This window comes from Mucilaginibacter kameinonensis (assembly GCF_003675385.1).
In the GTDB taxonomy this organism is placed as follows: Bacteria; Bacteroidota; Bacteroidia; order Sphingobacteriales; family Sphingobacteriaceae; genus Mucilaginibacter; species Mucilaginibacter kameinonensis.
In genome coordinates, this window is the sequence record NZ_RCWZ01000002.1 from 1,039,165 (window position 1) to 1,053,101 (window position 13,937).

The window sequence follows — 13,937 nt, forward strand, 5'->3', positions numbered from 1 at the left end:
CAAACATCTATGCCTTATGAGAAACCTCGCCTTTAACAAGAACGCTTTTTGGGTGTTATTTATTTTATTGGCATTGTTTAATATTAAATATGCGAAAGCACAACGGACATATGCCACATCCGAGCAACATGGTGCAACAGGCGTTGCCTGCGTAAACTGCACCGTGCTAAATGCAGCCAATGCGGCAGATGGGAATGTTCAAACATTTTCATCAATAAATGTTGTTGTTGGTGTAGCTGCACAAACCTACCAGGAACTAATATTTCAAAGCGCTAAACCTTCCGGTACTCCTGTCTCAGTTAAATTAGGTTCGGGGGATAAATTGCTGACGCTTACCGCACTTGGAGGCGTTTCTTTACAGGCATATAATGGAAATACAGCCATTGGTACCCCGGTAGCAGTGGCTACGTTGCTTACAGCACTAAGTAATAACAACCAGGTTGAGGTTAGTATAACCCCAGCCCAGGCTTATGATCGTATCAGGGTAACTGTTAACGGAGGCCTTGCCGGTGTTTTGGCAAGTACTTATTTATATGATGCCTTTACTACAGGTACAGGCGCCGGTATTTGCAGCGCTGCAGTTGACGAATTACATGGTATATCATCAGGCTTATTGGGTTTGGGAGTTGATGTGGGCGGTGTAGCAAATCCCCAAAATGCTATCGACGGTAATCTTAATACTGCATCTACCTTAAATGCGGGCGTAGGTTTGCTTGGGGCATATGCCCAGCAAACTATCATATATGGAAGCCCATCGGTAATTGGTGATTCGGTACGAATGACCTTGTCAATCCCTCAATCGTTAATAGATGTGGGGCTGCTTTCGAACATTTCGGTAGCAACTTATCTGGGTAATACTTATAATAATGATCAAACAGCAATAAACGCATCGCTTTTAAACCTGCGATTGCTCGATTTAACCAACAACAGGCGCAAGGTTACTATAACGTTTGCGCCCGCGAATGTTTTTGACCGGGTGCAGCTTACACTTGGGGGCGTAGCTAACGTATTATCAACACTTGACCTTTATGAGGCTGTTAGACTGATACCAAGGCCTGTTACAAAAATTAATAATGCGCTGGGTGTAACCGCCCAGATTAATTCGGGCTCAACCGCTACGCTTACTGCAAATGCTGTTGCCAACACTACTTTTCACTGGTATACCCAGGCCACAGGCGGATCAGCAGTTGCAACAGGCCCGAGTTATACAACACCAACGCTAACAGCGTCTACCGATTATTATGTATCGGCTTCGCGCACAGGTTGTACCGATGAATCAGAACGGACAAAAATTTCACTTACTGTAGGATCTACAACCCCTACGCCACCGGTTAATCCGTCGGGAGTGCGCACTTATGCCAATACGCAGCAACCAGGGGCGGGTGGTTTATTATGCCTTGGTTGTACGGTAACTAATCCGGGTAACGCAGCTGATGGCAACCTGCAAACTTATTCTACCTTAAATGTAACCGTAGGTGTTGCTGCTCAAACTTATCAAACGCTTACATTTCCCGGTGGTACCAAACCAGCCGGAACACCGGTTTCTGTTAAATTAGGTACCGGGGATAATCTACTTAGTCTTACAGCTCTTGGAGGGGTAACTTTACAGGCTTATAATGGTAATACACCTGTAGGCTCTCCTGTTTCGGCGGCAACACTTGTATCGGTATTGAGCAATAACAACCAGGTTGAATTGAGCTTTGCACCTACACAAGCTTATGATGGTATAAGGGTTACGTTAAACGGCGGCCTGGTAGGGGCGCTGAGCAGCTTATATTTATATGAGGGATTTGTAACCACGGCAGGTCCTGCCGTATGTAATACTGCTATAGATGAGCTGCACGGCATATCTTCAGCACTACTGAATTTAGGTCTTAATGTAGGTGGAGTTGTGAATCCGCAAAATGCCATCGACGGAAACCTGAATACCGCATCTACTTTAAATGCGGGTGTAGGCCTGTTAGGAGCTTATGCACAGCAAACCGTAATATTTTCAAACCCATCAGTAATTGGCGACTCGGTAAGGTTAACCCTTTCGGTGCCTGAGGCTTTGCTGCAGGTAGGTTTACTGGCAGGTTCATCAGTAAACACTTTTTATGGTAATACAGATAATAATGATCAAACCTTTTTAAGTTCCTCATTATTACAGGTTCGTTTACTCGATCTTACCAATAACCGGCGCAAAGTGGTGATCACTTTTGTGCCAGGCAAAGTTTTTGACAGGGTGCAGTTAAGATTAGGTGGTATTGCCAACGTTTTATCAACCCTTGATTTATATGAGATACAACGATTAATTGCCAAACCGGTAATCAAAATAAATAATGTAGCATCAAACGATGCCCAGATCTGTACAGGTACCACAGCAACATTTACTGCTACGGCTGTACCTAATACCGTGTTTCACTGGTATACACAAGCAACAGGCGGATCGCCGGTATTTACCGGGGCTGCCTTTACAACACCTGTTTTAACAGCTTCGGCAACCTATTACGTTGCCGCCATGCGGAGTGGATGCACCGACGAGTCGGACCGAACTAAAGTAACTGTTACTGTAAATGCTGTGCCGGCTTCACCGGTTATAGCCAACAATACTGTTAGCGTTTGTTCAGGGCAAACCGCTACGTTTACCGCCACCAGTGTAGCCGGCGTTACCATAAACTGGTATAGCGCCGCTACCGGCGGTACTTTATTGCACACCGGCGATAGCTTTACTACGCCTGCTTTAACCGCGGCTACCAGCTATTATGCAGAAGCAGTGGTTGCCGGCGGAAGCTGCGCAAGTGCTGCCCGTACCAAAGTAACCGCTAATATTACACCGCCGCCGGTTGCGCCAACACTTACCGCCGCCAATGTTACTATTTGTAGTGGCGGTGTGGCTACTTTATCTGTAAGCGGAGCCGTGGCGGGTACCACTTATAACTGGTACACGGCCGCAACCGGGGGGACTCCCATATTCACCGGGGCTACTTATACTACCGCGGCCCTAACAGCCAATGCAACTTATTATGTTGAGGCTGTAAATGCAGGTGGTTGCAGCAGTGCCGTACGTACCCAGGCAACAGTTACCGTTACGCCGCTTCCTGCTGATCCAACCGTGGCTGCGGCAAATGGTTCAATAGCTGCCGGGCAGAAAACAAGTATCAGCGTGACCAGTCCACAAGCTGGCATTACCTATAACTGGTACACATCAGCAAACGCCGGTGCGCCTGTGTTTACCGGTACTACCTTCCAGACACCTTTATTATATAACAATACAACTTACTATGTAAGCGCTTTAAATGCCACAGGTTGTGCATCGGCAAACCGTACAGCTGTTACCATTACCGTAACTATCAACACCAATGCGCCATGTACTTTTGCCAATCAGCAAACGCCAACAGTAAACGGACTTTGTTTAGGTTGTACCGTTACTAATCCTGCTTTAGCTACCGATGCCGATACCACCACAGCTTCAACAATCAATGTATTAGCCGGTTTGATAGGTGGAAATGTTCAACAGGAGTTGCGCTTTCAACAGGCCGGTTTCGCGGGTGATACCATTAAGCTGGTATTGCAAAACCCTAACGGCCTGTTAGGTGCTGCCGTTTTAGGCAATATCGGCGTAACACTTGCCAATGGTACCACCACAACTGCAAGTTACCAGCTTAATAACGCGTTGATAAAAGTGTTCCTGCTTGCAGGTAGCTCAAACAAATACGCGGTTTATATCCCGGCTACCGGCGCTTATGACAGAATTACCGTAAGTATAAACTCTGGCCTTGCAAGTGTTTTAACACCGCTTAATATTTACTATGCTTCGCAGCAATTCCCGAAACCGGTATTTAACCCAACTGCTCCTGAAATTTGTAAAGGCAGCAGCGCGGTTGTAAATATTACTTCGCCGGCCAACGGAACATTTACTTGGTATAACGCCCCAACAGGCGGAACCGTTGTACATACAGGTACATCATTTACAACTCCGGCTTTAAATGCCAATACAACTTATTATATAGAATACACCCGTGGTACATGTACCGGAACTGTAAGGTTCCCGGTTACTATTTTGGTTGATGATGTACCGGCAGCACCAACTGTTACCGCGCAAAACGTTACTATAACCAGCGGACAAACAGCTACTTTGAATGCAACTGCCAGCAATGGCGCAACCATACAGTGGTATGATGCTGCAACAGGAGGTAACCTGGTTCACACAGGTAACCCGTTTGTAACTCCTGTACTTACGGCTAACAAAATTTATTATGCAGGTACTGCCTTGGGCAGCTGCGTATCAGCAACCCGTACACCGGTTAACATTACGGTACAGCCGATAGTAATACCAACCGTATCGGTAACACCGCCAACCGTTGCACTTAATGCAGGGCAAACAACTTCGTTCACTGCTTCATCAACTACGCCGGGCGTAACCTTTAACTGGTTTACTACACCAACCGGCGGCACAAGCATTTTTACAGGTGCTACCTATACTACTCCGCCTCAATTTGCTAACACCACTTATTATGCCGAAGCTACTGTAACGGCTACCGGCGTAAAATCAGCTACAAGAGCACCAGGCGCGGTAACTATCAATCAACAGGCATCAAGTCCTGTTCCTTGCGGCGCGGCTATCGACCAAACCAATACTACCAGCGGTTTATTATGTGTTGGATGCGCCGTGCTAAACCCTGCAGGTGCTGTTGATGCAGATCGCAATACCTTCTCACAATTAAATGTACCTATAGGTTTGGTTAACTCTTACGCAAGCCAAACTTTAAGGTTTACCAATACAGGCCTTGCCGGCGACAGCGTTGTTATTGAATTAGGCGTTCCGGGAACGCTGGCCAGTGTAGGCGTACTTTCACAGATCCAGATAGGCACCTACAACGGTGCAACTTTCAATAACGATTACTTTAGCGTAAACGGATCGCTTATCAATATTCAATTGTTAAGCGTTACCAGCCGTTTCAGGGTAGCTTTTAAAGCAACTCACAATTTCGATAGGGTAGAGGTTAAGCTCAACGCCGCTTTGGCAGGCGTATTCAGCGCTCTTAATGTTTATGATGCTTTGCAATCTGTAGCGGCTCCGGTTATCGCTGTTTCGCCAGTAACAACTTGCTCAGGCGCGCCAGTAGTACTTTCAGCTACAGTTCCTGCAAACGTAACTGTAAAATGGTATACATCAGCAACCGGCGGTACCGCTGTTGGCACCGGTGCTAATTTTACAACCCCGGCCTTAAGCGCATCTACAACTTATTATGCAGAAGCAAGCCGTACCGCTGATGGTTGTACCCAGGCCGTACGTACCCCTGTTAATATTAATGTTGTAACAATACCAACAGCGCCAGTTTTGGCTGCTCCAAACGTAACTGTATGTACAGGCCAAACTGCAACGTTTAATGTAACTCCGGTTAACGGGGTAACTTACAACTGGTACTCTGCAGCAGCAGGCGGCACCCTAATACATACAGGCAACAGCTTTACAACTGCTGCTATCAATGCAACCACAAGCTATTTTGTTGAAGCAGTTTCAGGTACGAGCTGTATCAGCACTACCCGTACCCAGGTTACAGCAACTTTGGCCCCACCGCCAATAGCGCCGGCACTTAACGCAACCAGCGTAAGCATTTGTGATGGCAGTGTTGCAACTTTAGCGGTAACCAACCCTGCTGCCGGAAATACCTATAACTGGTATACCACAGCGACCGGTGGCACGCCTGTATTTACAGGACCGACTTACACAACAGCGGCTTTACACAATAATACAAGCTATTATGTAGAGGCTGTAAACGCAGGCGGCTGCACCAGTGCGCAACGTACCCAAGCCGATGTTACCGTTGTTCCGCTTCCTGCCAATCCAACTCTATCAGCAAATAATACTTCAATAGCTGCCGGACAACAAACAACTATTGGCGTTACCAATACACAAACCGGTGTTACCTATAACTGGTATACATCAGCTAATGCTGCTTCGCCGGTATTTACGGGTACCACCTTCCAGACACCGTTGTTGTACAACAATACTACTTATTACGTAAGCGCGGTTAACAGCACCGGTTGTACTTCGGCAAGCCGCACAGCGATAACTATCAACGTAACAATCAATACTAATGCCCCATGTACATTTGCAAACCAGGAAACTGTTACTGTAAACGGCATCTGTATTGGTTGCGGTGTAACTAATGAATTACTCGCGACCGATGCCGACACCACAACCGCTTCAACCATTAACGTATTAGCCGGTTTACTGGGGGGATATGCTCAGCAGGAACTTCGTTTCCAGCAGCCGGGTTTTGCAGGTGATACTATTAAGCTGGTATTACAAAATCCTAACGGTTTATTAAGTGCCGCCGTTCTGGGTAATATCCAGGTGACGCTGGCTAACGGAGCTACTCCAACTTCAACGCTTGCGCTTAACAGTGCTTTAATAAAAGTATACCTGCTTGCAGGTAGCTCAAATAAATACGCTGTTTATATTCCGGCAACGGGAGCATATGATCGCATCACCGTGAAAATAAATTCAGGTGTTGCAAGCCTGCTTACGCCGCTAAATATCTATTATGCTGCTCAGCAATTCCCTCAGCCGGTATTTAACCCAACAGCCCCTGAAATTTGTAAAGGCAGCAGTGCGGTTATTAATATTACATCACCTGCTAACGGAACATTTACCTGGTATAATGCACCGGTAGGTGGAACTGTAGTACATACAGGTGCATCATACACCACTCCGGCTCTAAATGCCAATACCACTTATTATGTGGAATACAGCCGTGGTTCATGTGCATCAACCGTGAGGTTCCCGGTAAATGTTATTGTTGACGATGCTCCGCCTGCACCAACAGTTACCGCTCAAAATGTAACTATCACCGCCGGACAGACAGCTACTTTAAATGCAACGGCCAGCAATGGCGCCACCATACAATGGTTTGACGCGCCAACAGGTGGCAACCTGGTATTCACCGGTAATCCTTATGTTACCCCGGTTTTAACTGCTACTAAAACCTATTATGCTGGCACAGCACTGGGTAATTGCGTGTCCGCTACCCGTACCCCTGTAATCATCAATGTACAGCCTGTTGTGATACCTGACGTAAGTGTAAATCCGCCAACTACAACTGTTAGTCCGGGTCAGACTACTGCATTCACCGCATCATCAACTACGCCGGGCGCTGTGTTTAACTGGTTTACTACACCAACAGGTGGTACAAGTATCTTTACAGGCGCTACTTATACAACGCCGCCAGAGTTTGCCAATACTATTTATTATGCTGAAGCATCAATTCCTGCAACCGGTGTTAAATCGGCTACCAGGGCAACCGGTATAGTTACTGTAAATCAACAGGGTTCAAATCCTGTACCTTGCGATGCTGCCATCGACCAAACTAATACCACCAGCGGTTTACTGTGTGTTGGCTGTGGTGTATTGAATGCTGCCGGATCTGTTGATGCGGATCGAAATACCTTCTCGCAATTACTGGTTCCGGTTGGATTGGTTAACGCTTATGCCAGCCAAACCCTGCGCTTTGCCAATACAGGTATTGCAGGTGATAGTGTGATAGTGGAATTAGGAGTTCCGGGAACGCTGGCCAGTGTTAGTGTACTGTCTCAAATTCAAATAGGTACTTACAACGGCGCGACATTTAATAATGATTACTTCAGTGTAAATGGTTCACTGATCAATATTCAATTATTAAGTGGTACCAGCCGTTTCAGGATTGCCTTTAAAGCAGCCCATACATTTGACAGGGTAGAAGTAAGGTTGAACGCCGCCCTCGCAGGTGTGTTCAGCAGCCTGAATATTTACGACGCTTCACAATCAGTTCCTGCTCCTGTTATTGCCGCGTCACCTGTTTCGGCTTGTTCAGGCACACAGGCTACACTTACAGCTACTGCTCCGGTAAACGTAACCGTAAGATGGTATACTTCGGCTACAGGTGGTTCACCGGTATTCACAGGTGCTACCTTTACCACTCCGGCTTTAACCGCATCCACAACATACTATGCTGAAGCCAGCCGTACTGCCGATGGTTGTTCGCAGGCTGTTCGTACGCCGGTACAGGTAAATGTTACCGCGCCACCTGCTGCTCCGGTTGTGGCAGTTCCTAATACAACGGTTTGTGCCGGTCAGCCTGCTGCTTTTGCCGTAACTCCGGTTAACGGTGTTACCTATACCTGGTATGCTTCGGCTACAGGTGGTACACCTATAACTACAGGCAACAGCTTTACTACTCCGGCTTTAACTGCTACCACGTCATATTATGTTGAGGCAGCAAACGCGGGCCAGTGCAGCAGTAGTGCCCGCACCAAAGTAACGGCTAATGTGACTGCAACGCCTGTTGATCCGACAGTGTCACAAGCCAGTACCCAAACCTGTTCAGGTTCAACAGTTACTTTAACAGCTTCGTCAACGCAGCCTGGTGTTACCTTTAACTGGTATACAACAGCAACAGGTGGTACGCCAGTACATACAGGCGCCCAATATGTTACTCCGGCCTTAACCGCTAATACATCATATTATGTTGAAGCTGCTACTGGCACTTGTACAAGCGCCAATCGCGCCAAGGCAGATGTTATTGTTAACCCAACGCCGGTTGCTCCAACCATTACTGTAGTTCCGGTTGGCGGGCAGATCACATCTGGTCAAACAGCTCAGCTATCAGCTACTTCGACTACTGCTAATGTTACCTTTAATTGGTACAGCACGGCCAATGGTGGTACTCCGGTTCATTCAGGAGCAACGTTTACAACTCCCGCCTTAACCACCAACACTACTTATTATGTTGAGGCTGTATCAAATGCTACAGGTTGTATCAGCACAACGCGTACACCTGTTACCGTAATTGTTAACCCTGTATTCTCAACCTCGTGCGATTTTGCATCCACCCAAACCAACAGTACCAGTGGCGTTGCCTGCTTATTGTGCGGTGTTACCGGTGCCGATAACTCGGTAGATACGGATACTACCAACTTTAGCCAGCTTACCCTCGGTGTTGGCGCGGTTGGCTACGTAGGCCAGAAATTGATTTTTGGTGATGCGGGCCTTGCCGGAGATACCGTAACTGTGAAAATAAAAGTACCGGTTAACCTGGCATCAGTTGGTGTATTAGGTCAGTTACAGATAGGTTCGTTTAATGGCAATACCGATAATAACGACAGGATTGCATTGAGCAGCACGCTCATCAAGGTAACCATACTTGCAGGCGGTCAAACAGCTTTGGTGAAATTTGTGCCGAAAGCTGCTTACAATGCCGTGGAGGTTAGGTTAACCACAACCGTATCACTATTTAACTCATTAAATATTTACTACGCAACCAAGCAGGTTCCGATACCTCAGCTTAATGCTAAAACGGACAATATATGCGCAGGCGGTACTGCTACATTTACCGTAGCTAATCCTGTTGCAGGTGTTACTTATAAATGGTATTCAGCCGCGGTTGGCGGAACCTTACTGCACACCGGCAATAATTATACAACTGCTGCCCTGAATGCAACAACTACTTTCTACGTAGAAAGCAGCCGGACATCAAACAGCTGTCCTAACCCTAACAGGGTAGCGGCTACTGCAAACGTAACACCGGCACCAGTAAATCCAATACTCGCACAAAACGCGGTATCTGTTTGCTCTGGCGATGCGGTTACACTATCGGTAACCAATGCTGCCGGTGCAACCGTAAACTGGTATGATGCGCCGACAGGTGGAACCCTGGTATTCACCGGTGCTAACTACCAGGCGACACCAATTGCTACAGTTAGTTATTATGCCGAGATTACTAACGGCAGTTGCGTAAGCCCATCGCGTACCAAAGCTACAATTACGGTAAATCCTCGTCCGGCTGCTCCTGGTGTACAAGCAAGTACCGTGCAGGTTTGCCCGGGCAGTACCGCTACTTTAGCCGTACTTAACCCTGTTGCAGGTGTTAACTACCAGTGGTTTGCGAGTGCTACCGGCGGCACAGTATTGTTTACCGGTAATACTTATACTACAGTAGCTCTTACACAGGACGCAACTTATTATGTACAGGCAACCAATGCTACCACAAGCTGTTCAAGTAACGGTGCACGTACATCGGTTGATGTAACAGTTACCAATACGCTTACCGTACCGGTACTAAGCGCGGCTACTACTAATGTATGCAGCGGTGGCAGCGCAACGCTAAGCGTTAACAACCCTGTTAACGGCTTAACCTATAAATGGTACACAGCTGCAACAGGCGGTTCGCCGGTATTTACTGGTCCGATATTTACTATTAATAATTTAACTGCCGATGCGTCCTACTTTGTGGAGTCATCAAACAGTTCAGGATGTACAAGTCCAACCCGCGCCCGTGCGGATATTACGGTGCAGCCGATACCTACTGCTCCGGTTGTGCAGGCCAATGCTGGCGGTCTAAACGTATGTGAGGGCGAATCAACAAGCCTGAGCATTGCTAATCCTGTAACAGGTGTGGTTTACCGCTGGTACACCGCCGCAACTGGTGGTACACTGTTATACACAGGTACACAATTTAATACACCGGTATTAACGGCTAATACAACATATTATGTAGAAGCGGCTCAGGCCGGTAACTGTAATGCTTCAGCCCGAACACAGGTAAATGTTACTGTTAACCCGCTGCCGGCAGATCCGGCGCTCGCCAGCAACAATGTACAGATTTGTTCAGGTTCGCCGGCTACGTTGAAGATCCAGTCGCCGGTGGCCGGTATCACTTATCAGTGGTTCAGCACGGCGTCTCAAACTACAAAACTGTTTGAAGGCACAACCTATGTAACTGGTCCGCTTACCGCTAACGCAACTTATTACGTTGCCGCGGTAAATGCTTCAGGTTGCCAAAGTGCTAACTTAACCATTGCCCAGGTGAGCATCCAGGCAGCACCGTCTGCTCCGGTAATTGCTAATGGCAGCACAGTACAAACTTGTATCAACAGCATTGTAACACTCAATATCTCTAATCCACAAGCAGGCTTTACCTACAATTGGTACAGCGCAGCTACGGGAGGTGCACCATTGTTTACAGGAACCAGCTTCAATACACCGGCACTGGCAGGTAATGTCACTTACTATGCCGAAGCGGTAAACAGCACTGGTTGTACATCAACAGATCGTACATCGGTAAGTATCAACGTTAATCAAATACCAACCGCGCCAACGGTAACCGCGCAGGGGGGCGGAAATACCACCGTATGTTCGGGTGGTACCATAGCGCTTACCGCTACCAGTACAACAGCTAACGTAAGCTTTAACTGGTATACGGCTGCAACCGGCGGTGCGCCAATATTTACCGGCGCAACTTACACTACGCCACCGCTTACCGCCGCTACAACTTATTATGTTGAAGCTGTAAGTAACGGCAGCTGTGCGTCAACCACACGTACCGCGGTTCAGGTAACCATTGGCAATACCACGGCTCCAACACCGCAGGTTGTGGCGGCAGATCTGTCGGTATGTCAAAACAGTGCGGCTATAATCCACATCAGCAATCCTGATGCGGGCACCACCTACAATTGGTATAACGTGGCAACTGGCGGTAGCTCGCTTTATACCGGTACAGCGTTTACAACACCGGTGTTATCGGCTAATACAACCTACTATGTACAGGCATCAAACAGTCAAAACTGTAATGCTTCTGCAAGGCTGGCGGTGAATGTGGTCATTGTGCCGCAGCCAAATGCACCGATACCGGCACTGGCCAACGTGCCTGTGTGCGCCGGAAGTACAGCTACTTTATCGGTAAAATCGCCGCAGGCGAATATTATTTACAAATGGTACAGCAACGCGGCACGTACTAACCTGCTGTTTACCGGTTCAACCTATACAACTGATCCGATCCAGGCAAATACAACCTTCTATGTTGATGCCAGCAACGGATCATGTGCAAGCTCATCAGCAGCAACTGTTCAGGTAACTATTTCAGCACCGCCATCAACACCGCTGCTGGTTAACAGCACGCCTACTGCTTGCGGTGGCTCGCAGGTGCTGTTAAGTATCTCAAACCCACAACAGGGCTTTAGCTACAACTGGTACACAGCGGCTACTGGCGGTACACCGGTTTACACTGGAATAAACTTTACTACGCCTTTGTTAATGACAAGTACAACTTATTATGCAGAAGCAGTGAACGGTACGGGCTGCAGTTCAACGTCAAGAGCATCGGCAACGGTAACCATACTTGGCGCTCCAACTGCACCAACAGTGAACGGGCCAAACGCGGGTATTTGTCCTGGCAGCACGGCTACGCTTACTGTTAACAGCACTGCCAACATTACCATTAAGTGGTATGCCAATGCAACAGGCGGAACAGCACTGGCTACCGGGGATAGCTATACTACACCGGCACTTAATCAAACTACCACTTATTATGCCGAGGCATCAAACAGCGGTGGTTGTAACTCCGGCACACGTACATCGGTAACCGTACAGGTATTGCAAAAGCTTGCAACACCGGCAGTTAACGTTACGGAAACCACTGCGGTAAGCATAACCTTTGGTTGGGCAGCAGTAACCGGTGCTACCGGATATGAAATAAGCCTGAACAATGGCTCAACGTTTAGCAGTGTAGGCACAGCGCTTACCTTCAAGGTTGATAACCTTCAGCCGTTGCAAAGTGCCACCATTGTGGTGAGGGCTCTGGGTGCATCAGGTTGCGAGCTGAGCGATAATTCGGCAGCGGTAACAGGTACTACCACCAATCCGCTTGGCAACAGCATATTTATCCCTAATGCCTTTAGCCCTAACGGCGACGGCAATAACGATACGTTCCTGGTATTTGGCACCGTGATAAAAGGCATGAATATGTCAATCTATGATCAGTGGGGTGGATTGCTCTTTAAATCTACCAATCAGTCGGCCGGATGGGATGGAACCTATAAGGGTAAGGCGCAGCCGGTGGGTGTATATGTATACTATGTTGAGGCCACACTTAACGACGGACAAGTGATCAAAAGAAAAGGAACTATCAATCTACTACGATGAGAAATAAAATCACAATTGTAACCCTGCTGCTTCTTATTGTGGTAGCAGGGCGGTTATCAGCTCAGGTTGATCCGCATTTTTCACAATACTACGCTTACCCGTTATGGCTCAACCCTGCATTAACCGGAGTTATCAACGGCGATTCGCGTGTGAATGCAAACTTTAAAAGCCAATGGGCAACTATAAATAATGCCTACCAAACAGCGGCTATATCTGCAGATATGCGTACAACCGATAAGCTGAGCCTTGGTGTCAATATCCTCGACCAGTCATCGGGCGGGCATAGTTTCAATTACCTGAGTGCTTACGGTGCTTTGGGGTACGCGATCTCTATTTCGGCCGATGGCAACCAGCGTTTAAGCTTTGGTGTACAGGCCGGTATCATCAATCGTAGTTTTGATATGAACAAGCTGCAATTTGGCAGTCAGTACAGCCCCATAGGCGGTTTTGATCCCAACATGCCAAGTTTTGAAAACTTCAATACCACTAACAGCACCGTATTTGACGCCAACGCCGGTATTTTCTACTATGATGGTGACCCGTTTAAAGATGTTAACGCTTTCGGCGGTGTAAGTGTTGGTCACTTATCAAGGCCTAAAGATGCCTTTTCTGCAAATGCCGGTGGGAAAATCCCGATCCGGTACACCGTTCATGGTGGTTTAAAGATCAAGGCTTCTGATTTCTTCGACCTGACTCCAAACGCTGTCTATATCAAACAGCAATATGCTGACATAAAAGGACTGGGTGCCTACTCCGAATTTAAATTTCAGAACGATAACGGGCTCATTTTAGGCTTTCTTTACCGCTTTAAAGATGCCGCTGTTGCCGATGTAGGTTACCACGTAAAAAGCCTGATTATAGGCGCCAGTTATGATGTAAACACATCGTCCTTAAACCGTGCCACAGGTGGTAATGGTGGCTTTGAACTATCGCTGAGCTATATATTCCGCAAACGTATACAGGAGCCGGAACCTGTTTGCCCAAGGCTTTAATC

2 protein-coding genes are annotated in these 13,937 nt (G+C 47.4%); both read left to right on the forward strand.

Features of this window, described 5'->3' with window-relative positions:
- The first annotated feature begins 16 nt into the window (after positions 1 to 16).
- Positions 17 to 12,943 (forward strand): gliding motility-associated C-terminal domain-containing protein, encoded by a 12,927-nt coding sequence (locus tag EAH55_RS11215; protein ID WP_121809699.1) that lies wholly within the window; start codon positions 17 to 19, stop codon positions 12,941 to 12,943.
- Positions 12,940 to 13,935: a PorP/SprF family type IX secretion system membrane protein gene (locus tag EAH55_RS11220; protein ID WP_121809700.1), complete on the forward strand. Its 996-nt coding sequence runs from the start codon at positions 12,940 to 12,942 to the stop codon at positions 13,933 to 13,935. Before EAH55_RS11215 ends, EAH55_RS11220 begins: the two co-directional genes overlap by 4 nt.
- The last annotated feature ends 2 nt before the right edge of the window (positions 13,936 to 13,937 follow it).